The following is a 24443-nucleotide window of genomic DNA, read 5'->3' as shown; positions in this document are numbered from 1 at the left end:
TTCTCTATATTAATATTCAATCGTAATAATAGGTGTTCCTACGATAATGGTTGTCCCAACGCCCAATCCTTCGGAACGCGCACCAATTTGTAAATTCATTTTCCCAATAGAATTGATAAATTTTGGTGATGCAGCCGAAACTGATAGGAATGTCTCCTCTTTCAGGGACTCGATTTCTTTTGCGTCAAAACTGGTTAATAATGCATCCACTGTCTTCATTACAGACGATTCAATCTTATCACTGACTTTGCCTTCCATACAAGAAAAAACTGTCGGTTTTCCCCGAAATATGCCAGATAGCTTATGTTTAAAATCTTCGGTCGTGAAAAAAGCTGCCGCTGGCTTGTTCCACTCTTTTCCACTCACACGATAAATAATATACGCATTAATAGGTTGTTTTGTGTGGGTTGCCATAATTTGAAGCATTTCATTGTGGTGTTGAGATGTTGGAGATACCGCTGTTATTTCCCACTTTTGTGCGGTTTTGTGAATCGCCCAGTCCCATGTGGGAAACCTTCGTTGAAGCCTATTCGCGTATTCCTGTACTTCTTTTTCACTTTTGAAGCCTGTTAATTGTTCGCGTGCATAGAAAGACCAACTTTTTAGCAGAATATGTTCGTGATGAAGGATCGAGCCGATTTTCGCTAAATCGTTGACACTTTCCGTTGGAAAAAGTGTTCCGCCTGCGCCGCTGGATTTTTCAGTTTGAAACAAATTCAGGCCCCCGACTGCCTCGGTTTGCTGGTTCCCAATTACAACCAGGATTAAACATATTAGGATTATCAGGCATAAAAAATTTCTTTTCATCTCTCTTCTCCCCCTTACTACCAGTGTTTCCAAGGAGAATGAGAGCATACTTGGGAATTATCGTCACTTTTAGACAAACTCCAGAGCAGGGTCTTTTCGGCTGGTAAAAATTTACTCTTGCAATGACCTAATCTGTGTTTGTACCAAAATTTTCCGCTGTCTGTTCATAGTTGTAATACGTCTGACAAGTTTATCATAGAAATTTTTTTATGTGTTCTCAAGCGATTCTTTTACAATCCTATTCATATCGTTTTTCCACACAATGATGATTGTACTCAATTTATTAAGAAATGGGAACACATACTTAGACCTAAATTTTTTCCATTTTCACTTAATTCCGTGTTTATCACTGACCTGTCACAAAAATGTCAGAAATGTTGAATAGTCTTAACGCAATAGCAATATTTTCCTATTGAAAAATGAGCGGTAATTGCCTTGACCACTGAAGATAATCAAGGAAAAAGTTACTAACAGATGATCCAATGAAAATCGCCAATAATATGTACAGCAACCGTGCTTGAAAGACACGATTGGGCCGCAGCAATTTTTCTAGGTTAAATGCTTGCAACGCCCACCAGGAAATGGCGATAAATACTAAGTGAGACAGGATCCCCAGCAATGCGGTCTGCCCAAAATCATTTATCATTCTGTTGCCCCCCTTTACAATGATTCAGTCACCAATAGCAATCTCCATTAACAAAAGCTTATATAAATTTCTCCACACACAATGACTATTCTACCATATAGACGAACAAAAATGGGAATTGTTTCTAAAATTTTTAAATTATTATTGCAAACATGACAAAATCATGACATGTTAAAAAGCCGGCTGCACCGTAATAAGGGGTGCGGTCGGCTTGTAATTTTGGCCTTGCTTTTTCTATTTGAAGAAGTCGGCGATGATGTCGAGATTGTTTTGCAAGAAGTCGAAGGCGATGTTTGGCAGGATGCCGAACAGGACTGAACCAACGACCGCGACAAGCAATACAACGACAATACCGAATGGAATATTAAATTTACTGTTATCAGCTGCCGGACGGAAGAATATTTGCGTCATGATTCCGAAATAGTAGAAATATGACACAACGGTGGCAGCAATCATGATCGATGCCAGCAGATAATGTCCCGGTTCGGCATAGAGCGCGCCAAGGAAAATATTTAATTTACCGATAAAGCCTGCTGTTCCCGGGAAGCCTGCCAAGGAAATGAGTAGTATTCCCATTGACACTGCCAGCACCGGAGAGCGGCGATATAAGCCAGCAAATTCAGTAATTTTCGTAGAGCCGGCTTTTTCCGTCACAACCTGAATAATCGCAAATGCCCCAAGGTTCATCAGCAAATAAGCCAGCAAATAGAACCAGATCGAATAAAACATATTCGGGGTCAGCGCCGTAAATGCGACTAATAAGTAACCGGCGTGAGCGATACTGGAATATGCAAACAGCCGTTTAATGTCCGTCTGCTTTAAGGCCACGACGTTACCGATAATCATCGTTGCGGCGGCGATCACGGCCAGATAGTTTTGCATGTTGTATAAAATTGGAATCGAGCCTTGTCCGTCGGTAGCGGCAAAGCCAAACACCGTCAGCAGAATGCGAATCACAATCACAAAACCCGCTGTTTTTGAAACAACACTCAAGAAGGCGGTTACCGGTGTCGGAGCACCTTGGTAAACGTCAGGGGCCCACATATGGAACGGTGCAGCCGCCAATTTAAAGCCTAAGCCCACGACAATCATCAAAAATGCCAAGGTCAGCAAGTAGACATGGTTGCTGTCAGACAGCGTTGCCAGCTTGCTGGCCATGTCCAGCAAATTGGTTGTCCCGGTTAAACCATACACATAACTCATCCCGAACAAGGTAATTGCGGAAGAAATACTGCCATTGATGACATATTTCATCGCCGATTCATTGGACTGGGAATGAAATTTGCGAATTCCCGCTAAAATATAAGAAGGAATGGAGAGCAGCTCAAGCCCAATGTAAAGCGTAATCAGATCACCGCTGGAGGTCATCAACATCGCCCCGAGCAAGGCTGTCATGAACAAATAATAGAACTCAGCTTGATAGCGCTCAACGCCGTCCTTTGGTTCATAGCTGACCGCTAAAAATAGCACAAGCGCCCCGCCGCCAAGCAGCAGCAGTTTAAAAGCAAGCGCAAAGCTGTCAATCCGGAACGTGTCGTGCAAAATCGACTCAACCGGTCCGCCGACCATCGAAGCCGTTGCGACCATTGCCGCCAAAATGGCAACGATCCCGATCCAGCCAATCATTTTTCGATCCATATGCTTCGGCATAAATAAATCCATTAACACCAAGATGGCAATCACACCGAGGATTAGAAATTCCGGTGTCATGATGCTCCAGTTTAGTTGTTGAAATGACTCAAGACTCAATCCTAATCACCCTCCTAACCCAAGCATGATAGTCTCAAGTGTGGCTTGAAGCGGTGAACTCAGGACACTTGGGTAAACACCAATTAACACAATCAACAGCATCAGCACAAGCACCGGGACCAATTCCAGGCCGCGCAGATCGAGCACCCCGTCAAAGTCACGGAATGCTTTGCCAAAGGTCATGCCAAGAACGGCGCGGAGCAGGTAGACGGCTGTCATGATAATTCCGATTGACCCGACGGCGGCAATCCACGGCTCAACTTTAAACAGACCTAAGAAGGCCATGAACTCGCTGACAAACCCTGACATTCCCGGAAGACCAAGTGATGCCATCGCCGCAGCCAGCAGGAAGCCAGCGGTAAGCGGCATCCCTTTTGCCAAGCCGCCAAGATTGCCGATGAGCGATGTTTCCGTCCGCTCGTACAATACGCCGACAAGGAAGAACAGCAGCGCTGATATCAAGCCGTGCGATACCACTTGGAAAATCGCCCCTTGAATCCCGGCTTCGTTCATCGCGGCAAGTCCCATCAACACGATTCCCATGTGGGAAATCGAGGAATAAGCCAACACCATTTTAAAGTCTGTTTGAATAAATGCCAGAAACGCCCCGTAAAGCAGATTAATCACGCCAAGGATCGCAAGCAATACCGCCAGCTGTTTAAACTGATCTGGGAAAATTCCCATGCCAAAGCGGATTAAACCGTAGGCACCAATTTTTAACAAAATACCGGAGTGTATCATCACAACGGATGGCGGTGCCTGAACGTGCACGCGCAGCATCCAGCTGTGCAATGGAAAAATCGGCAGTTTGACCCCGAAGGCTATGAGCAAGGCAATGAACAGCCCCAGCTTAAAGTCGGCCGATAGCCCCACGGACGGGTCCGCAATGATTTCCTTTAACATTACAATATTGGTTGTTCCGGTTTTTGCCAGCAGAATCATAATCACAATCAACAACACGGCAGAACCAAAACCGTTATAAATTAAGAAACTGAAAGCTGCTTTTTCTTTTTCAAAATAACCCCATTTCCCGATTAGGAAGAAGGTTGGGATTAACGTCACTTCAAAGAAAATAAAGAACAGCACCATGTTCTCCGCTGTAAATAGACCGAGCATCCCGGTCACTAAAAGAAGGAAGAGCATGAAATAGCCTTTCCATTCTTTTTTGATAAACCTGCACGCACCTAGAGCCGCCAGTGTCGAAACGACCGACGTGAGGACGACGAGCAAAAGCTGGAAGCCGCTGATGGCTAGCTCGTAGTTAACGGCATAGGCCGGTTCGTCCGGCTGTAAGCCGCGAAACTGAATCCAAGGAACGGATACGGAAAAATCGCTTAGACTTTTGCCGGCAAGATAATGCGCGTAAACAGCTAATGATAAAGCAAGCGGCGGCAATGTCGCTAAAAAACCGACGGCCTTGATGGCGATTTCCTGCGATTTTGGCAGGATTGCCAGAACAATAATCCCTACTAACGGGGAGAATACTAAGAGTGACAAGACTGCGTGTAAATTCATCGTAAGTACCCCCCTGTTAATGCATAGATGACCACGAGCACGGCCAGTCCGACAAAGGCCACGGCACCGTACGTTTGCACTTGTCCGGTTTGCATTTTCGAGCCCAGTTTTCCAAGGCCTTGGATGATTCCGGTGACGCCCTTGATAATTCCTTCAACAATGAAGACGTCAATGAAGCGCAATAAATAGCTGAAGCCTGTAACAAAGGCAACAACGGTCATCTGATAAAATTCGTCGATATAATATTTGTTGTATAAAACCGTGTGCAGCATGTCGCCTTTTCCGCTGAGCCAATCAGGGGCAATCGAACGTTTGCCGTAGATTAAGTAGGCTAATAGAATTCCCGCCAAAGACACAATCGTGGCAGCAGCCATGATCCAGGCTGGTCCTTCGATATGACCATGTCCTAGTACTGGATTGCCATCGGTCAGCCAGTCGCCAAGAAATGAGCCGAACCAAGGTGTATTGACATAACCGGCGACAACTGCGAGGATCCCGAGCAGCAGCATCGGCAGGGTCATCGTTGATGGTGACTCGTGCACATGGGTTTGCTTGCCGCGGTTTTCCCCAGTGAACACCATGAAGAACAAGCGGAACATATAGAACGCCGTCATGAACGCGGCGATGAGCGCCAGCAGGAAGAGAACCGGATGTCCGCCTTCCCATGCGGCCACTAAAATTTCATCTTTACTGAAGAAGCCGGATAACCCCGGCACCCCGCTGATCGCCAGTGTTCCGATTAAAAACAGCGGTGCGGTAAACTTCAGTTTTTTCCAAAGCCCGCCCATTTCCTCAATGTTCTGCGTATGCACCGCATGGATCACGGAACCGGCGGCAAGGAATAATAATGCTTTAAAAAACGCGTGTGTCATTAAGTGGAACACACCGGCAACATATCCGGCCGATCCAAGTGCGAGCATCATGTAGCCAAGCTGGCTGACGGTCGAGTATGCAAGCACCCGTTTAATATCCGTCTGCACCAATCCGATGCTGGCGGCAAAAATTGCCGTAAACCCACCGATGACGGCAACGGTCATGAGCGCCGTTTTACTCGCCAAAAACAATGGGAACAGGGCAGCTACTAAATACACCCCAGCGGCAACCATGGTCGCGGCGTGGATAAGGGCCGAAACCGGTGTCGGACCTTCCATCGCATCCGGAAGCCAGGTATGGAGCGGGAACTGACCAGATTTCCCAATTGCCCCGATAAAAATCAAGATCGCCGTTAAGGTAATCATGGTGTTAGAAATGGCACCGGCTTCGACAGCTTTAAAAATTTCACTATATTCGAAGCTATTGGTTTGCCAGAATAGCAGAATCATCCCGATTAGCAGGCCAACGTCGCCGATCCGGGTCATGATGAAGGCTTTTTTCGCAGCCGCCTTCGCTTCTTCTTTATAATAGTAGAAACCGATTAATAGGAAGGAACCTAGACCGACCAGTTCCCAGAAAATATACGTTTGCAGAATGTTAGGCGAGATCACAAGGCCCAACATCGCAAAGGTGAATAGCCCTAAATAGGCATAAAATACGTGAAACCGCTCGTCTCCATGCATATAGCCCTTAGAATAGGTATGTACCAGGAAACTAACGAGCGAAACAATAAACAGCATTAGTGCATTTAATTGGTTCACTTCAAAGCCCGCTGTTAAATGCATTTCCCCGATCGTGAGCCAGTCAAACCTATATAAGTACGTCGGCTCTGAAAAGCGCTCCAACAAGACGAGAATGGAGAAAACGAGCGACGCCAGCGTCATCAGAATCCCCACATACGCGCTCGCCTCCTTCAATCTTTTACCGATCAGCAGAAGGAGCAAAAACGATAATAACGGGAAAAGCGGTATCAGCCATGCATTTTCCATCTTATCAAATCCCCTTTTCAAATGGGTGTCAATGGGTGTCAGGCACCACTCGTGGACAATTCGCGTGATTTGTCCACCCACGGCGTACAGTTTGGTTAAATTAACCAATTGCCTTTATTCCCTGTTTCATTCCCTACTATTGCGCCGTGATCAGCAGAGGGTGGTGACACCTTAAAGGTTTTCTAGTGTTTCATTTCGTTCATTTCGTCGATATGGACAGTTTTTTTGTTGCGGTACAGCGCCATTAAGATTGCTAGACCGACAGCGGCTTCGGCCGCGGCGACGGCCATGGCAAAGAGGGCAAAGATCTGCCCGTCGATTGATGGACTTAAGCCGTATTTACTAAAGGTTACCAAATTAATATTGACGGCATTCAGCATCAACTCAATTGAAATTAAGACAATGACGGTATTTCTTTTTGTCAATGCACCGTACAAACCGATGCAGAATAGAATCAGTGCCAATGCCAGAAAGGCTGAAGCGGGAACCGAACTCATTGCTTATCCGCCTCCTTATCCTCTCGTTTTGCTAAAATAATTGCCCCTATAAGAGCTGCTAGTAATAATACCGAGACAAATTCAAATGGAATAATATACTTCGTGTACAATGCCTTGCCAATTTGCAATACATTGTCTTCATGCAGTGTTGTTGGTACCTGCTGGATATCGAAATGATAAATTCCGAGATAAACCGCAAAGGCAAACCCGACAACACCAAGAAAGACGAGAATCTTTCTCCATTTTCCTGTTTTTGCTTCACTATCGTCATATGGCTTTGTTAACATGATGCCAAACAGCATGATGATCGTGATGGCTCCGGAATAGATAAGTACCTGCACGGCCGCGACAAATTCCGCGGACAAGAGGATATAAATTCCGGCAATACTGACGAAGGTGAAAATCAAAGCCACGACCATGTGAACGACTTTATTCAGGTTTAATAACAGCACGCCGCCGATGATCGCCACAAGTGCAAGGGCCATGAATGCGAAAAATTCACCTGAGAAGGTCATGGTTTATTCACCTGCCGTATATTTTCATCATTTTCATCAAGCCACTCCAGGTTCTTAAATAACATGTCACGGCTGTATTCAGCGAGCTCAAAGTTATTAGTCATGACAATGGCTTCAGTTGGGCAAACCTCTGTACATAAATCACAAAGGATGCAGATTTCAAAATTAATATCATACGTATCAATGATTTTTCCCTTTCTCGTCGGGTCCGGATGCTTCTTCCCGGTTAACTGGATGCAGTCCGTCGGACAGATATTAGCACACTGGTTACAGACAATACATTTTTCCGGATAGAACTTCTGGATCCCACGGAACCGGTCCGGCAGCGGCAGCGGTTCATTCGGATAATCATACGTTACCTTTTCACGCGTTAACTGTTTTAGGGTATACTTCAAGCCTTTAGCTAATCCAGTTCCAAGCACGTTGTTCACCCCTTTAAAAAATTTTCAAACGTAAATTCCTATTTTATCGAAAATCAATTGGCGCAAGTGCCTCGCTAATTGGCATTATCCGCTGCAACTGGCGCAAAGCTCTCTCCAATTGGCGGAAAACTCTCTTCAATTGGCGCTTGAGCTGTGTCAATTGGCGGGTAACACCGATCAATTGGCGGAAAAACCATTTCAATTGGCGTTTCCCTTCCCCAATTGGCATTTTACATTTTTAAAGCACCACTTTTTAGAAAAACAGTGACTTTATCAATGCCGTCAACATGATGTTCGCGAGTGCAATTGGCATGAGTACTTTCCAGGCGAACTCCATCAACTTGTCGGCACGCATCCGCGGGAACGTGCTTCGGAACCATAGGTAAACGAACAGCACGGCGCTGAATTTAAGTGCAAACCAGACGGATCCTGGAATAAAGCTTAAGAAACTAACTGGCGCCAGCCAGCCACCGAAGAACAATACGGTCACTAAAGCGGTCATCGCAAATAAATAGACATATTCCGCCAGCATAAAGAACGCCCAGCGGAAACCGGAATACTCAACGTGGTATCCAGCAACAAGCTCCGACTCTGATTCCGGCAAGTCAAACGGTGTCCGGCTAAGTTCTGCAGTCGATGCTGTTAAAAATACCAAAAAGGCAATCGGCTGCAATAAAATAAACCAGCCATGCTTTTGCGCATGCACGATATCATTCAAGTTCAGACTGCCTGATAGTAAAATAATCCCCAATACGGACATAACGAGCGGGATTTCATAGGAAATCATCTGCGCTGTCGCCCGCGCTCCCCCTAATAGAGAGTATTTATTGTTCGAAGCCCAGCCACCCAGTAATACGCCAAATACGGTCATTCCGGAAATGGCCACATAATACAGGAGTCCGACATTCAGGTCGGCAAATTGGAACCGATCTGTAAACGGAATCGTTGCCAGGACCATAAACGATGGTGCAAAGGCGATGACCGGTGCAATGATGAACAGCGGCTTGTCAGCTACCTTCGGGATAATATCCTCTTTTAGTAAAAGCTTCAGAACGTCAGCAACAGTTTGCAACAGTCCAAAGCGGCCGCCGACTTGGTTTGGACCGTGCCGGTTTTGCATGTAACCCATAACCTTCCGCTCTGCCAAAATTGAGTAGGTTACGAAACCCAGTACAACTAGCAATAAAACCAAGGCAAAGATAAAGTAGATAATAAAGTTGTACAGGCCGGGACTGGAATGGAGCATTTCTTCAATCATCAGCCGTCCACCTCTCCGAGAACAATGTCAATTGCTCCTAAAATTGCGATCATATTTGCAATATTTTCTCCCTCTAATAGCTTCGGAAGAATTTGCAGATTGTAGAATGATGGTCTTCTAAATTTCAAGCGGTACGGTTCTTTCTGACCTGTACTGCTAATGTAGCAGCCTATTTCCCCCCGCGGCGCTTCGATTCGGACAAACGCTTCCCCTTTCGGTGGCTTGATGATTTTTGGCACTTTCGCCATAATTGCTCCATCAGCCGGGAATTGCTCGACAGCCTGCTCTAAAATTTTCAATGACTCTTCGATTTCCCTTGTTCGAACTTTGTAACGTGATAAAATATCGCCGCCTTCTTCGGTGATAACATCGAAATCAAACCGGTCATAAATGGAGTACGGCTCGTTTTTGCGCAGATCCCAATTTACACCTGTACAGCGAAGGTTTGCCCCGCTCAGAGAGTAGTTAAGCGCATCTTCCTTTGTGTACTTGCCGATTCCAGTAACCCGATTGAGAAAAATTTCATTGCCGCTGACAAGGGTATGGTAGCCCTTGACTTGTTCCCTCATATAAGGGATAAACTCTTTAACTTTTTCAATCCAGCCCTCCGGTGCGTCCCACTTGACCCCGCCAACCCGCATATAGTTGAAGGTTAAGCGACCGCCCGAGAGTTCATTCAGCAAATTGATAATCATTTCCCGTTCACGGAACATATAAATGAAGGGACTTGTTGCCCCAAGGTCAAGCAAATATGTCCCCCACCAAACAAGATGGCTGGCTACACGGTTTAATTCCATTGCGATGATCCGTAAGTAATCCGCGCGTTCCGGCACCTGAATCCCCATCATGGTTTCCACCGCATGGCAAAGCACGTAGTTGTTTGTCATCGATGACAGGTAGTCCATCCGGTCGGTATAGGGAATTATCTGCGTATATTGCAAGTTTTCCGCTAATTTTTCCGTCCCGCGGTGCAGATAGCCGATTACAGGCTCTGCCTTGGTGATCAATTCCCCGTCCAGGTGTACCACAAGCCGAAAAACTCCGTGGGTACTTGGATGCTGCGGTCCTACGTTCAGGACCATTTCTTCTGTTCTAATCACTGGCTACACCTCCACATCATACGGCTCATAATCTTTTCTCAGTGGATAGCCAATCCATTCTTCGCCGAGGAAAATTCGGCGTAAATTCGGATGCCCGGTAAACTTAATGCCTAATAAATCGTAGGCCTCACATTCCGGCCACTCTGCCCCTGCCCAAATCGGCTGTACCGATTCGATTGCCGGGTCGTCACGGTCAATCTTTACTTTTACCGCAACAGATTGGCGGTTTTTAAACGAGAATAAGTGAAGATAAACTTCCATATGTGTTTGAAAATCAGTACCATGAAGCTCTGATAAGTAATCAAACCCTAACAGCTCATTAAATTTCAAAAATTGAGCCAGTTTATAATAGGCCTCCCGTTTAACGACTAATGTTGGAACATCCTTTGAGAGTTTATTAATATAAAAATCTTCCAAAACATCGGAACCCAAGTTTTCTTCAATGACCTTCACATACTTGTCAAGGTATGGCTGGTTTGGTGATGGTTTGGCTTCCGCAGCATCAGTATCTGCTGCTGTCGCACCACCTTTGGCTGCTGCTGCCGCTTTTGCTTTGGCTGCTGCGGCTGCTTTCGCCTTCGCTTTGGCTGCGGCAATCGCTTTGGCTTTTTCATCATCACCCGCTGCTGCTCCGTCTGTGCTGGCTTTTGCTTTCGCGGCTGCTTTCGCTTTGGCTGCTGCTGCGGCCTTGGCTTTTGCGGCGGCCGCTGCTTTTGCCTTCGCATCGTCGCCTGCCGGGGCACTGTCACCGTCGGCTGCGGCTCCACCGGCAAGTTCCATTGCTTTTCGTTTTGCGGCGGCCGCCGCTTTTGCTTTCGCTACTGCTGCTGCTTTTTTCTTTGCCAGATCGTCAGCGTCTCCGCCACTTGCTTCCGCTACTGTTTCTGACGCCGGTTCCTCGTCTGTGATTCCTTCGCGTTTCTTTTTCGCTAGTGCCGCCGCTTTTGCCTTTGCGACTGCTGCCGCTTTTTTCTTTGCCAGATCGTCGGCGTCTCCGCCACTTGTTTCCGCTGCTGTTTCTGACGCCGGTTCCTCGTCCACGATTCCTTCGCGTTTCTTTTTCGCTAATGCCGCCGCTTTTGCCTTTGCGGCTGCTGCTGCTTTTTTCTTCGCCAGATCGTCAGTTTCTCCGGCACTTGCTTCCGCTACTGTTTCTGACGCCGGTTCCTCGTCTACGATCCCTTCGCGTTTCTTTTTCGCTAGTGCCGCCGCTTTTGCCTTTGCGGCTGCTGCCGCTTTTTTCTTTGCCAGATCATCGGCGTCACCAGCCGATGCTGCTGCAGTTTTTTCAGGCTCTGACGGCTTTTGCTCGGGCTCAACTTGCTTCGGCACTTCCTGTGATTGACCTGCTTCCGCTGCAGCCTTTGCCTGTCGCTTCGCCAGCGCTGCGGCTTTCGCTTTTTCCGCGGCCTCCCGCTTCAATTGCTCAAGATCTTTTTCCCCGCTCATCGACTAGATCACCTTCTTCCCAGTCTTCGCTTCATATTTGATTTTTTCCTTTAATTTGTTGATTCCATATATTAACGCGGCCGGATTCGGAGGGCATCCAGGGATATATACATCTACAGGGACAATTTGATCGACCCCTTTAACAACGGAGTACGATTTCACATACGGCCCACCCGCAGTTGCGCATGATCCCATCGCGATTACCCACTTTGGCTCCGGCATCTGGTCATAAAGACGCCTCAAAATTGGAGCCATTTTCTTTGTTACTGTTCCCGAAACAATCATGCAATCGGATTGTCGTGGTGACGGCCGGAAAAACGACCCAAATCGGTCCAAGTCGTAGTGTGCTGCACCCACGCCCATCATTTCAATCGCACAACAAGCCAGACCAAATGTCACCGGGTAGATTGAACTGCTTCGCGCCCACCCTTTCACTTGCTCCAGCGTCGTCAAAAATACATTTCTTTTTAACTCTTCCATTTCCAAATCGGTAATGCCATCTACTTTTAAATCCATCGTAGCACCTTCTTTTTCCAAGCATATACTAGACCGATTAAAAGCATAATGACGAATAACACCATTTCAATCAAAGCAAAAACACCTAGCTTATCATAAGCAACTGCCCATGGATATAAAAACACTGTTTCTACATCAAAAATAACAAACATCAGGGCAAAAATATAATAGCGGACATTGAACTGTACACGAGAATCGTGAACCGGATCAATCCCGCTCTCATATGTGGTATACTTCTCCGCACTTGGCTTATACGGACGCAGAAGTTTTCCCAAAAATAGCGCCACCACCGGTAGCAAAATTCCGAGACACAGGAACACAAAAACTATCAGATAATTATTCTGATATACATTTAAAAGTTCCATGCCATCCCCTCCAAGTTGAATATTTTAACACTTACGAATATTGTAACCGAATTCATTATAACATTGTTACAAACTTGTGTCGACAAACCGAATCCATTTAAAAATTGGAATTCTACCCGCCGTGAAATTCCCCAAAATAGGTATGTAGATCTCGCTCACAAAAGCCCCATTTGAAAAACTTTCGCAAGTCTCGATAGAAAATATATAGAAACAAAATTTCATTTTTCCACCATACTGGTTTGGAGTCATGATCCCACCCTCACTGCTCGCTGAGGACGAGCTGCGGGATTTCTCCATGGGCCAGAAACCAAGACAAGAGGTTCATATGTACCATAATAGCCCTAATAAATTCGATAACCCTATTTAAAAACAAAACCAAGTCTAAGTCAGTGAGGTTTATCAACCTTTGAAAAATTTTAAAGTATGCCAACATGAAAATAAGGAAAATATTCATTATTAGGTTTCCCTATCATCATATTCTAAATGTCCAGTTTCATGCGAATAGAATTTTCTTCATCAAAACGGCCTGCACTCGGCGCTACCAGTCACACACATAAAAGGCCCCTCGGGGTGCGGCGTTTTATTTGCCGGCCAGAGGAGCCCATTTTATTCCTACAATTAATATTTACGTTCTGCTACCGTAATCCGATTGACAGCACGTCTCAAGGCGAGCTCAGCGCGTTTGAAATCAATATTATCCTGCTTCTGCTCGCGCAGGCGCTGCTCGGCACGCTCCTTAGCCCTTAAGGCGCGTTCCACGTCAATATCTTCAGACTTCTCTGCCGATTGGGCCAGAACCGTTACCTGATCAGGACGGACTTCTAGAAAACCGCCGCTGACAGCGACAAATTCAGTCTTTCCATCCTTCTTTAAACGAACAGAACCAATTTCAAGCGGTGCTACCAATGGCACGTGACCTGGTAAAATACCGAGTTCACCTGATTTAGCCTTCGTACTCACCATTTCCACATCTGATTCATACACCGGACCATCGGGAGTTACAACACTGACTTTAATCGTCTTCATTTTTTACCCTCCCTGGCTGGATTAGACCTCTACACCCATACGTTTTGCGGCCTCAACCACTTCTTCGATCCGGCCAACAAGACGGAAGGCATCCTCTGGAAGGTGGTCATACTTCCCTTCAAGGATTTCCTTAAAGCCGCGAACCGTTTCTTTAACCGGTACATATGAACCCGGCTGGCCAGTAAACTGTTCAGCCACGTGGAAGTTTTGTGATAAGAAGTTCTGAATCCGACGGGCACGGGCAACAACCAGTTTATCTTCATCAGAAAGCTCATCCATACCAAGAATGGCGATGATGTCCTGTAATTCACGATATTTTTGTAATGTTTGCTGCACTTGGCGAGCAACATTGTAATGCTCTTCGCCAACGATCTCAGGTGCCAAAGCACGAGAAGTTGAAGCAAGCGGATCCACCGCAGGATAGATCCCCATTTCGGAAAGCTTACGCTCAAGGTTGGTCGTTGCATCAAGGTGGGCGAATGTGGTCGCCGGAGCCGGGTCAGTATAGTCGTCGGCAGGTACGTAAATCGCTTGAATCGATGTAACTGAACCTTTTTTCGTCGAAGTAATCCGTTCTTGTAATTTACCCATTTCAGTAGCAAGTGTCGGCTGGTAACCAACGGCAGATGGCATACGGCCTAACAGCGCTGAAACCTCGGAACCTGCCTGGGTGAAACGGAAGATATTATCGATAAAGAACAACACGTCTTGTCCTTGCTCATCACGGAAATACTCCGCCATTGTTAAACCAGTCAGGGCAACGCGCATCCGGGCACCTGGCGGCTCATTCATCTGACCGAAAACCATCGCTGTTTTCTTGATAACACCAGAATCGGTCATTTCCCAATAAAGGTCGTTCCCTTCACGAGTCCGCTCACCTACACCGGCGAATACAGAAATACCGCCGTGCTCTTGGGCAATATTGTGAATTAACTCCTGAATAAGAACGGTTTTACCTACACCGGCACCACCGAACAGGCCGATCTTACCACCCTTAATGTATGGAGCCAGCAAGTCAACAACTTTAATACCGGTTTCCAAAATTTCAACTTCAGTCGAAAGATCCTCAAACGTTGGTGCTTCGCGGTGAATCGGATCACGACGGGCACTTGCTGGAATCTCTTCCTTCAAGTCAACAACGTCACCTAAAACATTAAATACACGGCCCAATGTTGGGTCCCCAACCGGTACCGAAATCGGTGCACCGGTATCTTCTACCTCCAAACCGCGAGTCAAACCATCAGTAGATGCCATCGCAATGGCACGAACGGTATCATCACCTAAATGAAGGGCTACTTCAAGGGTTAAGTTAATATCCACTTCAGATTCATTTTGCGCTTTCTTCACGATTTTCAGCGCATTATAGATCTCTGGAAGATAACCGTTTTCGAACTTCACGTCAACAACCGGACCCATAACCTGAAGAACATGTCCTTTGCTCATCATTTTTCCCTCCTAACTTACTTTTTCCAAACAAAGCTGCTTGAAAAATGAACCTGGTTCATCCCACTATATTGGTACTCGTTTTCGGATAACGTTTCACACGAACGAAACAGTTTCCAAAAACGGCTACTTTGTCAAGAGCCCTACAACAGGGTTCATTTTTAAAAAATCGATTATTCAAGAGCTGCCGCACCGCCGACGATTTCGGTAATTTCCTGTGTGATCGCAGCCTGGCGGGCGCGGTTGTAGCTTAGTGAATAATTGCGGATCAATTCCTGCGCATTGTCAGTGGCATTGCGCATTGCGGTCATCCGGGCAGCGTGCTCACTGGCTTTGCTGTCTAACAGGGCACCGTAGATTAAGCTTTCGGCATACTGCGGCAGGAGCACTTCCAAAATTGCTTCGGCATCCGGCTCAAACTCATAAGATATCAGCTTGTGTGGTGCAGAAGCGGAAATATCCGTTAGCGGAAGCAGTTGCTTCTCGGTTACCTGCTGCGAAATCGCACTGATATAGTGACTGTAATAGAGATACAATTCATCGAATGTTTCGTCTGCGAACATGCCGACAGCTGTACTGGTAATCTCTTTAATATCCTGGAAGCTTGGCTGGTCATGAAGCCCGACGATATCGAGGACGACATTGTAGCCGCGCTTCACAAAAAAGTCCCGTCCCACTCGGCCAATCGCAATAATCGCAAATTCGTCATTGGATTTATGACGGCTTTGGATGGTTTGATGGACACGGCGGATGACGTTACTATTGAACGCGCCAGCAAGGCCACGGTCGGATGTGATCACGATGTAACCCGTCTTTTTGATCGGACGATGGGTCAGCATTGGATGGGTTACGCCGCCTGCACCAAGGGCAATCGATGTGGTTACTTCCTGGATTTTTTCCATATAAGGCACGAATGATTTCGCGTTCAACACGCCGCGATTCCATTTCGCAGCCGAAGTCATTTCCATTGCCTTGGTAATTTGACTTGTCTTTTTCGTCGACGCAATACGATGTTTAATATCGCGTAATGATGCCATAGGTTCTCACCACCCTCATTCAAAGAATGTCAGGCGGATGTCAGGCCACGCTTTTTGGAACAATTACCATTTTATGTGTCCACCCCACGCGGACAATTTACGGTATTTGTCTTTTTGTGGTGCCTGACACCACCGTTCAAATTGTTAGACCTTAATGTTCCGAAGCAGCAAATGTCTTTTTAAAGGCGTTGATGGCTTCTGCCATGTCATCGTCTTTTGGCAGATCCTTGGTTGTGACGATTTGGTCTAACAGCTCTTTGCGATTGTGGTCTAGCCAGTTATAGAATTCGCCCTCAAAGCGGCGGATATCTTGAACTGGAATATCATCAAGGAAGCCGCGAGTTAGAGCGTAAAGAATCATAACCTGTTTTTCAACCGGCAGCGGTTTGTTGAGATCCTGTTTTAATACCTCAACGGTACGGGCACCGCGGGCCAGCTTCGCTTGAGTTGCTTTATCAAGGTCGGAACCGAACTGTGAGAATGCCTCTAATTCACGATAGGAAGCAAGGTCAAGTCTCAATGTTCCGGCAACCTTTTTCATCGCTTTAATTTGTGCCGATCCCCCTACACGGGAAACGGAAAGACCTGCGTTGATCGCCGGACGAACACCGGAGAAGAATAGGTCTGATTGTAAGAAAATTTGTCCATCTGTGATGGAAATAACGTTTGTTGGAATATAAGCAGAAACGTCGCCTGCTTGTGTTTCGATAAATGGCAATGCGGTGATCGAACCAGCGCCAAGATCATCATTTAATTTAGCTGCACGCTCGAGTAAGCGCGAGTGTAAGTAGAATACATCCCCTGGATAAGCTTCACGGCCCGGCGGACGGCGAAGTAACAAGGAAAGCTCACGATAAGCAGATGCCTGCTTGGATAAATCATCATAGACGATTAATACGTGCTTGCCGCTGAACATAAATTCTTCTGCCATCGCAACCCCTGCATATGGTGCTAGGAACAGCATTGGAGCTGGCTGTGATGCGGAAGCGGAAACAACGATAGAGTAGTCTAAGGCACCGTTTTTCCGAAGGGTTTCAACAGCGGCGCGGACGGTGGATTCTTTTTGTCCGATCGCTACATAGATACAAATCATGTTTTGACCTTTTTGGTTGATGATCGTATCAATCGCTACTGATGTTTTACCAGTTTGCCGGTCACCAATGATTAATTCCCGCTGGCCGCGTCCGATTGGTACAAGTGCGTCAATCGCTTTAATCCCGGTTTGCAGCGGCTCATGAACAGATTTACGTGCCATAACACCTGTTGCCACTTGCTCAACAGGGCGGGTTTTCTTGGCATTAATTGGACCCATGCCATCAATAGGCTGTCCTAATGAGTTGACAACACGACCAATCAGTTCCTCACCAACCGGAACCTCCATGATGCGTCCTGTACGGCGAACCTCGTCACCCTCTTTAATGTCGGTGAAAGGTCCTAAAATAATGATACCGACGTTATTTTCTTCAAGGTTTTGTGCCATCCCCATAACGCCGTTAGAAAATTCAACAAGTTCACCGGCCATACAATTATCAAGGCCGTGGATACGTGCGATACCGTCACCAACAGAGATAACAGTACCAACGTCTGTCACTTGAATTTCTGCCTGATAATTTTCAATTTGCTGCTTTATCAGGGCACTGATTTCTTCAGCTTTGATGCTCATGAGTTTCACCCCTATTCTCTTATAACAATGTGCGTTCTAAACGATCAAGTTTGCCGCGCAAACTGCCGTCATATATTCGGTTTCCGATGCGCAGCTTTAAGCCGCCAAGCAAATCGGAATCAACAAAGTTTTTAATATTTAATGACTTCTTGCCCACTTTTGCGGCAAAAACTGCAGAAACAGCCTCACGTTCAGCATCTGACAGCGCCCTTGTGCTGTACACATCCGCTTCAGCGATCCCCATTTCCTCATTTGCCAATGCCAAAAACTCATCAGCCACAGAGACAATTTGGTCTTCACGATGACGGTCAATTAGCAGTAACAGGGTATTTAATACATACGGGTTGACCGCAGTAAAACCTTGAATTACCACCGCTTTTTTCGTTTCTTTAGTCAGTTTGGAAGAATGAAGAACGGCTTTTAATTCAGGAGTATATCCAATTACTTCCTTTACGACGCGAAGATCCTCAACAATCACTTTGAGAAGCTGCTGTTCTTTGGCAATTTCCAAAAGTGCCAGTGCATAGCGTCTTGCTACCAACGAGCCGCTCATTGTAATTCTCCTGCCTCTTTAATATAGTCGTTAATGAGTTTGTCTTGGTCTTCTGCACTTAGGTTCTTTTCAATCACTTTCGAAGCAATTAAGACAGACAAATGCGCCACTTGTTCGCGGATGGCTCCAACGGCTTTTTCCTTCTGCTGCTCGATTTCCACCTTTGCCGCTTCTTTTAAGCGTTCTGCTTCACCGCGGGCTGTGGCAATAATTTCTTCACGCTGAATGTCGCCTTGCTTTCGGGCATTTTCAATCAAGCTTTGGGCTTCATTACGTGCTTCTTTTAATAGATTTCTTTGTTCTTCAAGAAGTTTCTTAGCTTCTAAACGGCTTTCTTCCGCCGCATTGATTTCATTCGCAATATGTTCTTCGCGCTGTTTCAGAATGCCCATCAATGGACCCCAGGCAAATTTTTTCAGCAACGCTAATAAAACGATAAACACAATCAACTGGAAGAACATGTCCCCATAATTAATATGAGTAACGCCTTCAGCAGCTGTTCCCAACACTAAACTGCTCAATAACACTACGGGTTCACTCCTTTCAAGAGTTGCTCACAGTTACAAGAAAACTTTTATGGCAAACCATACCTATTATGAACCAAAAACAACCTTTACCAACAAGGCGGTGAAGCGAGCTAATCCTCTCCATTTGAGTCAGGCTGTGCTCCGCCCCTCTTCCTTAAAGGACATAAATGAATGGCGAAGGTTTCTTTGACACCCACTTCGCCATTTGGAGTCTATCAAGTTCTAGCGGTTTAATACCATGAACGCGATAACAACGCCGATGATCGGTAATGCTTCAACTAACGCAACCCCGATAAACATGGTAGTTTGCAGTAAACCACGTGCTTCCGGTTGACGAGCAATCCCTTCAACTGTACGACCTACGATAAGACCGTTACCAATACCTGCGCCTACTGCTGCTAAACCAATTGCAATTGCTGCTGCTATAAGATTCATTACTTTGTTCCTCCTTAAAATGTATCGATAAGTATTTTTATTTTTTCAAAAATATATTAATGGTCGCTGCTCACTTTATGAGACATATAAACCATTGTTAACATCGTAAAAATATATGCCTGGATGGTGCCGACGAAAATCGAGAAGGCCTGCCAAACAAGCGTCAGCGGTGCCGCGGCAATCAAGCCGAGGGCTCCTTGGTGTGCTAAACCGGCTGCTAACAGTGAAAGCAATAATTCACCGGCATAGATGTTTCCGTAAAGACGCAAACCAAGCGTTAAGGTATTGGCAAATTCTTCAATAATCTTTAACGGAAATAAGAATTTCATTGGAGAGAAGAATGTTCCTCCATATGCTTTCGGCCCCCTTAACTTAACTCCATAATAATGGGTCAGGCCCAAGATCATGACAGCTAAAGTTAATGTAATCATCGGGTCGGCAGTTGGTGATTTCCACCATAGCTTCTCATTTACCACGAGGGCAAATGGAAGACCGAGCATATTGGAAACAAAAATATACATAATTAATGTCAGCCCGAGGACGTGGAACCTCCCGCCATCTCTCCAATCCATTGTGCTGTTGATAATGCCTTTTACAAAGTCAAGCACCCACTCTAAGAAGTTCTGCATCCCGGTAGGTTTCATTGCCAGCCTGCGGGTTGCAAAAACAGCAATGAGAAAAACAATCAAACTTGCAACGGTAATCATCAAGAGATTCGCTGCATTAAACCAAAGACCTAAAAACTGAAAATCAGGAGAACCATGATTCATGTAATCTCACCTCGCTTCCCATTCACTTATGAACATGAAATGCATGATAAAAATAATCTATCATAATGACAATATAGGATGTCATTAGTCCCAACACAACAGCGATAATTTGGAAATATTGAGGATACATAACAGCAATCGCCCCGGCAATACCTGCTGCGGCGATCCGTTGCAACGAACCCAGCGATCGGACTTTTTTCCCTTGCGAGATGGCCTTGTCAAAACTCTCTGTCTTCCTTACTAACAGCCAGAGGTTCAAATAACTAAAGCAAGTCCCAAGGATTAATCCTAAAAAGAAAGTTTGGTAAGATGTAAAACCCCATCCAAGAACATAAATGGCTAATATGTAGAATATCCACTTTCGCTGCCTATTGTACATCTCTCGAAAATCCGGCATGGTTATTTATCTCCTGAATAGAAATGACGAATGGAAGCAAGCATTGAATAAACTCCAGCAGCAAGTCCCAAAAGTAAGCCAATGATTAAAAAGATCGGCTCTGTTCCCCAATGCCCGTCTACCCATCTGCCTGCAAATATACCGATTAAGATGGAGCCAACCAACTGCGAGACAATAGCAGACATCAGTGCCATCGCTTGAAATGGATTGCGGTTTTTTTGCATATAAAATCATCCTCACCTTCAATAAGTGAGAAAAAATATATAAAGGATATTGTAAATGATTTAAATCATTATGGCACAAGAAAAATGTGACATTTTTGTGAAAAAACACTCATTTACATCCTTTGTTAGCATACAATAGGCACCTAGCAAAGTCAATTAATTTAGCCATAATTAATACCTTGAAATTACCATAATTTCTCCCATATGGTATCTACAGTCAGAATGATTATTGTATGGCATATTTAGTCGTAAACATTATTATTGTATGGCATATTTAATCGTATTTTTGCCAAAATTGTGTCAGTTTTGTGAACATTTTATGACTTCCAAATAATTTGAACCATTTTATTCCTTTTTTTCTACCAGAAAACATAGTGTCCTTTCTGACAAATTATTTTAAAATGGTAATCAGTGTTTCGATGTAGTCCTCTTTACCCGCCTTTTTGGCAAATACTTTGGCCAGGTACGTTCCGGACGGCGGCAGTTCGGCCGCTGGTAATTCTTTGCTGATTAGCCCCTTTTTCAACCTCGTGCTTGTATCCAGAAAGGCAACAAACCGGTAACTCTCCGGGTTAAATAAGGCAATCCCAAATTCCTCGGCACCTCCCGGCAAATACACCTCATAACGATAGCTGCCCGGATGATCTCCCATGGCAAAATCAAACCCCATCACCCTCGGATAACCCGGTTCCTCAAGGACGTACAAGTAAGGAAGACTGAGGATTCGCGAACCGGCGTGTAATCTAAAATAACCATCATGGATTTTCTTTTTAAAAACAGCCGGGTCGACGGTTAAACGAATCGTGATGACTTTTGACTGTTTTGGGCCAAGGATAAACGAAAATGGCAGGCGCCAATGAAGGCCGTCTTCATGGGCCGGTATCGCAAACGAGTAACGCTGTCTTCGACTGCTGACATTGTGAACCTGAAGCTTAACTTGATGAACATGATTACTGTTGGAAAATTTATCAAACCTAATACTGCCGGGGGTCACCAGTGATTCCGCTTGAATCGCTTCGGCAACCTGGATCCGGCCAGCCCCTTGTTCGTATGTACGATAGTGGGCGGGCGCCTTTGTTTGCTGCGTCTCGCTCGTCGTGGTTAAGGGTTGGGCGGTATTCATTAACGCCGCTTTGATTTGTTCCGGAGTCCAATCAGGATGGGCCTGCTTGATCAGGGCACAGGCTCCGGCCACATGCGGCGCCGCCATACTCGTGCCCTGCAATGACAAATATCCGCCGGGAATGGTGGAGTTAATCGCGACCCCAGGAGCGAGAATATCCGGCTTAATTTCCCACGTCCCCGTTACTGGTCCCCGGGAGCTAAACTCGGCCAGCTGATCTTTTTCCTTTTTAATCAGGAGGCGGACCAATGTTGGCTGCTGTTTTAGCAACCATTCTCCGTCTTTTTTGGTCAACGAACCAACCGGAATGGCGGTTTCTGCCTCGAGATTGCCGAGAAAGCTGCCAGCCACATTATTGTAAATCAGAACGGCTTTGGCCCCTGCTTCCTGAGCATTCTTGGCTTTTTCGGAAAAGGTTAATCCTCCCCGCTTGATGAGTACCACTTTCCCTGCTGCGTGGCGGAGGTCCTTCTTGCGCCCAAGGCCGCCATCGACCAAGTCATACGATCGGTCCAGCGTCCAATCTGTCGAGCCCTCCAGCGGCTGAATTCGCAGCGGTAACCGTCTTCCTTCTATTAATAAGTAGGGAATCAACAGCGTCGGTGTCGAGGCACCCACTGAGATCGCCTTTGAGGAGGTGCCAGGCGAGCCGACTGTCCACACCTTTGGTCCTGAGTTGCCGGCAGCGGCAACAGCGACGATCCCTTTTGTAACAGCCCGGTCAAGCGCCAGACTGATTGGCAGGTCCGGGCCGTTAATATTATTGCCCAGCGATAGGTTAACGATGTCCACTTTGTCTTTCATCGCCTGGTCGAGCGCCGCTAGCACTTGCTCAGTCGTTCCGCCGCCCCCTGGTCCGAGTGCTCGATAAGCAACAATTTTTGCCTCCGGGGCGACGCCTTTTATTTTCCCATTGGCAGCAATGACCCCGGCAACATGGGTACCATGAATCGTTGCTTTCCCCGGGTCGGTCGTTTCCATCGGGTCGTTGTCATTGTCGACCAAGTCATGGCCACCGCTATAGTTTGGTTTAAGGTCAGGATGGGTATAGTCGACGCCGGTATCAATCACACCGACGGTAACACCTTTACCGGTAAGGCGCTTGTTATCGCGGTCATAAAAACGGCGAACCTCCTCAGCTCCGATAATCTTGACACTTTCTTCCGTTTGCACCCGGTATTCATGGACGGGGGAAACATGGACAATGTGCTTTTGCCGTTTGGCCAGAAGGGCGATCATCTCGGGACGGCCTTGGACGGAAAAGCCATCAAGGGCTTCTCGAAAAATTCTTCTTAGTTTTAGATGTTTGGATGGTTGGATTAGCTTTTTGATTTCCTCTTGGGTATGCGGCTTGTCGAGGATGACAATGGCAATCGTGTCTTTTGTGGGTTTTGGAATAGCTGGGTGGTACAGTTGTGTAGCCAGCAGCAGCGACAGTAGAAATTTCATATAAGGAAGTCCCCTTTTTTAATATTTTTTTCAGTTGACGGGGAAAGTATGCAGTTATTTGGATTTTCCTGATATAAGGAATATCATGGGGATCCATTGAGTTTTGGACTTTTTTAATGGTGGTTGGAACATTTTTTACGAGGCTTTGGACTTTTCCCAAAGGGTTTTGGACATATTTCTAGGGATTTTGGATATTTTCACATCAAAAAGCCAGGCGGTTGACAGCCTGGCTCAGGTAAATTCTAAAACATCCTTATTTCGTGCCAAACAAGCGGTCGCCGGCATCTCCCAGACCTGGCATAATGTAGCCGTGGTCGTTAAGCTTTTCATCCATTGCAGCAATGTAAATATCGACGTCCGGATGTTCTGTCTTCACGGCCTCAACGCCTTCTGGAGCAGCGATTAGGCACATGAATTTGATATGCTTGGCACCGCGCTTTTTCAAGGCATGGATGGCATCAATCGCCGAACCGCCTGTTGCCAGCATAGGGTCAACAACGATGAAGTCGCGTTCCTCGACATCATTTGGCAACTTTACATAGTATTCGACTGGCTTTAATGTTTCCGGATCGCGGTATAAGCCAACATGGCCAACCTTTGCCGCCGGAATCAGCTTTAAAACACCGTCAACCATCCCAATTCCTGCGCGTAAAATCGGTACGAGGCCAATTTTTTTCCCGGACAACACCTTTGACTTTGTCTTGCAAATCGGCGTTTCGATCTCGATCTCTTCAAGCGGCATGTCCCTGGTAATTTCGAACGCCATCAGCGTTGCCACTTCGTCGACCAGCTCACGAAACTCCTTTGTTCCCGTATTTTTATCGCGTATGTACGTTAGTTTGTGCTGAATCAGCGGATGGTCGAAGACGTAAACCTTTGCCACAATAATCGCCCCTTTTATAAAAAATAATGACACTTCGACTAATTTTACAGAAAATCTACTGAATGAGCAACATAGAAAAGCACAAGGTTTGAGTCAAGTATTTGTGGGCAGTTTTTTTATCCCCACAGAAGTGAAAGCGGATTCACTTATTTAGAGTGCTCTCTTGATAGAAAATTTGTCTTTTTTAAAAACCGGCCAACTCTTTTAATGCT

At 46.0% G+C, this 24443-nt stretch carries 25 protein-coding genes; all 25 read right to left on the bottom strand.

The annotated features are described in order from the left end of the window. Window positions 1–9: 9 nt before the first annotated feature. The 25 genes from JK635_RS05720 to upp all read right to left on the bottom strand — a co-directional run bounded on the left by JK635_RS05720 (window position 10) and on the right by upp (window position 24231). The gene (locus tag JK635_RS05720) at window positions 10–714 is read right to left on the bottom strand and encodes a YwmB family TATA-box binding protein (RefSeq protein ID WP_235887913.1); all 705 of its coding nucleotides are present in this window, start codon (window positions 712–714) and stop codon (window positions 10–12) included. A gap of 502 nt (window positions 715–1216) precedes the next feature. After that, on the bottom strand, window positions 1217–1453 hold the full coding sequence (locus tag JK635_RS05715; protein WP_202653026.1) for a DUF1146 family protein: 237 nt from the start codon (window positions 1451–1453) through the stop codon (window positions 1217–1219). A 234-nt stretch (window positions 1454–1687) separates the two neighbouring features. Then, window positions 1688–3202, bottom strand: coding sequence for an NADH-quinone oxidoreductase subunit NuoN (gene nuoN, locus JK635_RS05710; protein ID WP_202653025.1), 1515 nt, complete (start codon window positions 3200–3202; stop codon window positions 1688–1690). A gap of 6 nt (window positions 3203–3208) precedes the next feature. Continuing rightward, the gene (locus JK635_RS05705; protein WP_202653024.1) at window positions 3209–4717 is read right to left on the bottom strand and encodes an NADH-quinone oxidoreductase subunit M; all 1509 of its coding nucleotides are present in this window, start codon (window positions 4715–4717) and stop codon (window positions 3209–3211) included. Beyond that, complete coding sequence (gene nuoL, locus JK635_RS05700) at window positions 4714–6579, bottom strand: NADH-quinone oxidoreductase subunit L (protein WP_202653050.1); 1866 nt, start codon at window positions 6577–6579, stop codon at window positions 4714–4716. The genes JK635_RS05705 and nuoL overlap by 4 nt, the downstream gene beginning before the upstream one ends. A gap of 182 nt (window positions 6580–6761) precedes the next feature. Next, the gene (gene nuoK, locus JK635_RS05695; RefSeq protein ID WP_202653023.1) at window positions 6762–7076 is read right to left on the bottom strand and encodes an NADH-quinone oxidoreductase subunit NuoK; all 315 of its coding nucleotides are present in this window, start codon (window positions 7074–7076) and stop codon (window positions 6762–6764) included. After that, on the bottom strand, window positions 7073–7591 hold the full coding sequence (locus tag JK635_RS05690) for an NADH-quinone oxidoreductase subunit J (RefSeq protein ID WP_202653022.1): 519 nt from the start codon (window positions 7589–7591) through the stop codon (window positions 7073–7075). The genes nuoK and JK635_RS05690 overlap by 4 nt, the downstream gene beginning before the upstream one ends. Next, the gene (nuoI, locus tag JK635_RS05685; protein WP_202653021.1) at window positions 7588–8013 is read right to left on the bottom strand and encodes an NADH-quinone oxidoreductase subunit NuoI; all 426 of its coding nucleotides are present in this window, start codon (window positions 8011–8013) and stop codon (window positions 7588–7590) included. The genes JK635_RS05690 and nuoI overlap by 4 nt, the downstream gene beginning before the upstream one ends. A 253-nt stretch (window positions 8014–8266) precedes the next feature. Next, the gene (gene nuoH / locus JK635_RS05680; protein ID WP_202653020.1) at window positions 8267–9271 is read right to left on the bottom strand and encodes an NADH-quinone oxidoreductase subunit NuoH; all 1005 of its coding nucleotides are present in this window, start codon (window positions 9269–9271) and stop codon (window positions 8267–8269) included. Then, window positions 9271–10371: an NADH-quinone oxidoreductase subunit D gene (locus JK635_RS05675; protein WP_202653019.1), complete on the bottom strand. Its 1101-nt coding sequence runs from the start codon at window positions 10369–10371 to the stop codon at window positions 9271–9273. Before JK635_RS05675 ends, nuoH begins: the two co-directional genes overlap by 1 nt. Window positions 10372–10374: 3 nt before the next feature. After that, the gene (locus JK635_RS05670) at window positions 10375–11820 is read right to left on the bottom strand and encodes an NADH-quinone oxidoreductase subunit C (protein ID WP_202653018.1); all 1446 of its coding nucleotides are present in this window, start codon (window positions 11818–11820) and stop codon (window positions 10375–10377) included. Between the two features lie 3 nt (window positions 11821–11823). Then, window positions 11824–12336 (bottom strand): NuoB/complex I 20 kDa subunit family protein, encoded by a 513-nt coding sequence (locus JK635_RS05665; RefSeq protein ID WP_202653017.1) that lies wholly within the window; start codon window positions 12334–12336, stop codon window positions 11824–11826. After that, window positions 12327–12701, bottom strand: coding sequence for an NADH-quinone oxidoreductase subunit A (locus JK635_RS05660; protein ID WP_202653016.1), 375 nt, complete (start codon window positions 12699–12701; stop codon window positions 12327–12329). Before JK635_RS05660 ends, JK635_RS05665 begins: the two co-directional genes overlap by 10 nt. Window positions 12702–13319: 618 nt before the next feature. Further along, window positions 13320–13727 carry a F0F1 ATP synthase subunit epsilon gene (locus JK635_RS05655; protein ID WP_202653015.1) on the bottom strand — a complete coding sequence of 136 codons (408 nt, stop codon included), beginning with the start codon at window positions 13725–13727 and terminating at the stop codon, window positions 13320–13322. 21 nt (window positions 13728–13748) lie between these two features. After that, window positions 13749–15170: a F0F1 ATP synthase subunit beta gene (atpD, locus tag JK635_RS05650; RefSeq protein ID WP_202653049.1), complete on the bottom strand. Its 1422-nt coding sequence runs from the start codon at window positions 15168–15170 to the stop codon at window positions 13749–13751. A gap of 173 nt (window positions 15171–15343) precedes the next feature. Then, window positions 15344–16207, bottom strand: coding sequence for an ATP synthase F1 subunit gamma (gene atpG / locus JK635_RS05645; RefSeq protein WP_202653014.1), 864 nt, complete (start codon window positions 16205–16207; stop codon window positions 15344–15346). A gap of 151 nt (window positions 16208–16358) precedes the next feature. Continuing rightward, on the bottom strand, window positions 16359–17870 hold the full coding sequence (atpA, locus tag JK635_RS05640; protein WP_202653013.1) for a F0F1 ATP synthase subunit alpha: 1512 nt from the start codon (window positions 17868–17870) through the stop codon (window positions 16359–16361). 19 nt (window positions 17871–17889) lie between these two features. Continuing rightward, a complete protein-coding gene (locus JK635_RS05635; RefSeq protein ID WP_202653012.1) occupies window positions 17890–18423 on the bottom strand; it encodes a F0F1 ATP synthase subunit delta in 534 nt (177 codons plus the stop codon). Then, window positions 18420–18950, bottom strand: coding sequence for a F0F1 ATP synthase subunit B (locus tag JK635_RS05630; protein WP_202653011.1), 531 nt, complete (start codon window positions 18948–18950; stop codon window positions 18420–18422). Before JK635_RS05630 ends, JK635_RS05635 begins: the two co-directional genes overlap by 4 nt. A gap of 222 nt (window positions 18951–19172) precedes the next feature. Then, window positions 19173–19385 (bottom strand): F0F1 ATP synthase subunit C, encoded by a 213-nt coding sequence (gene atpE, locus JK635_RS05625; RefSeq protein ID WP_027323467.1) that lies wholly within the window; start codon window positions 19383–19385, stop codon window positions 19173–19175. A 56-nt stretch (window positions 19386–19441) separates the two neighbouring features. After that, complete coding sequence (gene atpB, locus JK635_RS05620; protein WP_202653010.1) at window positions 19442–20155, bottom strand: F0F1 ATP synthase subunit A; 714 nt, start codon at window positions 20153–20155, stop codon at window positions 19442–19444. A gap of 22 nt (window positions 20156–20177) precedes the next feature. Then, complete coding sequence (locus JK635_RS05615; RefSeq protein WP_202653009.1) at window positions 20178–20552, bottom strand: ATP synthase subunit I; 375 nt, start codon at window positions 20550–20552, stop codon at window positions 20178–20180. Between the two features lie 2 nt (window positions 20553–20554). Beyond that, the gene (locus JK635_RS05610) at window positions 20555–20776 is read right to left on the bottom strand and encodes an AtpZ/AtpI family protein (protein ID WP_202653008.1); all 222 of its coding nucleotides are present in this window, start codon (window positions 20774–20776) and stop codon (window positions 20555–20557) included. A gap of 391 nt (window positions 20777–21167) precedes the next feature. After that, window positions 21168–23348: a S8 family serine peptidase gene (locus tag JK635_RS05605; protein ID WP_202653007.1), complete on the bottom strand. Its 2181-nt coding sequence runs from the start codon at window positions 23346–23348 to the stop codon at window positions 21168–21170. A 253-nt stretch (window positions 23349–23601) separates the two neighbouring features. Further along, a complete protein-coding gene (upp, locus tag JK635_RS05600) occupies window positions 23602–24231 on the bottom strand; it encodes a uracil phosphoribosyltransferase (protein WP_202653006.1) in 630 nt (209 codons plus the stop codon). Window positions 24232–24443 lie beyond the last annotated feature (212 nt).

Origin of the sequence: Neobacillus paridis (assembly GCF_016765675.1) — a bacterium.
In the GTDB taxonomy this organism is placed as follows: domain Bacteria; phylum Bacillota; class Bacilli; order Bacillales; family Cytobacillaceae; genus Neobacillus; species Neobacillus paridis.
The sequence above is the reverse complement of the archived record's forward strand: the minus strand, read 5'-3'. Positions and strand labels throughout refer to the sequence as shown.

Bases quoted from the DNA above. Each gene is read 5' to 3' on its own strand.
- JK635_RS05715 (WP_202653026.1), bottom strand. From the start codon at position 1,453: ATGATAAATGATTTTGGGCAGACCGCATTGCTGGGGATCCTGTCTCAC.
- JK635_RS05705 (WP_202653024.1), bottom strand. From the start codon at position 4,717: ATGAATTTACACGCAGTCTTGTCACTCTTAGTATTCTCCCCGTTAGTA.
- nuoL (WP_202653050.1), bottom strand. From the start codon at position 6,579: ATGGAAAATGCATGGCTGATACCGCTTTTCCCGTTATTATCGTTTTTG.
- nuoK (WP_202653023.1), bottom strand. From the start codon at position 7,076: ATGAGTTCGGTTCCCGCTTCAGCCTTTCTGGCATTGGCACTGATTCTA.
- JK635_RS05690 (WP_202653022.1), bottom strand. From the start codon at position 7,591: ATGACCTTCTCAGGTGAATTTTTCGCATTCATGGCCCTTGCACTTGTG.
- nuoH (WP_202653020.1), bottom strand. From the start codon at position 9,271: ATGATTGAAGAAATGCTCCATTCCAGTCCCGGCCTGTACAACTTTATT.
- JK635_RS05670 (WP_202653018.1), bottom strand. From the start codon at position 11,820: ATGAGCGGGGAAAAAGATCTTGAGCAATTGAAGCGGGAGGCCGCGGAA.
- JK635_RS05665 (WP_202653017.1), bottom strand. From the start codon at position 12,336: ATGGATTTAAAAGTAGATGGCATTACCGATTTGGAAATGGAAGAGTTA.
- JK635_RS05660 (WP_202653016.1), bottom strand. From the start codon at position 12,701: ATGGAACTTTTAAATGTATATCAGAATAATTATCTGATAGTTTTTGTG.
- JK635_RS05655 (WP_202653015.1), bottom strand. From the start codon at position 13,727: ATGAAGACGATTAAAGTCAGTGTTGTAACTCCCGATGGTCCGGTGTAT.
- atpD (WP_202653049.1), bottom strand. From the start codon at position 15,170: ATGAGCAAAGGACATGTTCTTCAGGTTATGGGTCCGGTTGTTGACGTG.
- atpG (WP_202653014.1), bottom strand. From the start codon at position 16,207: ATGGCATCATTACGCGATATTAAACATCGTATTGCGTCGACGAAAAAG.
- atpA (WP_202653013.1), bottom strand. From the start codon at position 17,870: ATGAGCATCAAAGCTGAAGAAATCAGTGCCCTGATAAAGCAGCAAATT.
- JK635_RS05635 (WP_202653012.1), bottom strand. From the start codon at position 18,423: ATGAGCGGCTCGTTGGTAGCAAGACGCTATGCACTGGCACTTTTGGAA.
- atpE (WP_027323467.1), bottom strand. From the start codon at position 19,385: ATGAATCTTATAGCAGCAGCAATTGCAATTGGTTTAGCAGCAGTAGGC.
- atpB (WP_202653010.1), bottom strand. From the start codon at position 20,155: ATGAATCATGGTTCTCCTGATTTTCAGTTTTTAGGTCTTTGGTTTAAT.
- JK635_RS05615 (WP_202653009.1), bottom strand. From the start codon at position 20,552: ATGCCGGATTTTCGAGAGATGTACAATAGGCAGCGAAAGTGGATATTC.
- JK635_RS05610 (WP_202653008.1), bottom strand. From the start codon at position 20,776: ATGCAAAAAAACCGCAATCCATTTCAAGCGATGGCACTGATGTCTGCT.
- JK635_RS05605 (WP_202653007.1), bottom strand. From the start codon at position 23,348: ATGAAATTTCTACTGTCGCTGCTGCTGGCTACACAACTGTACCACCCA.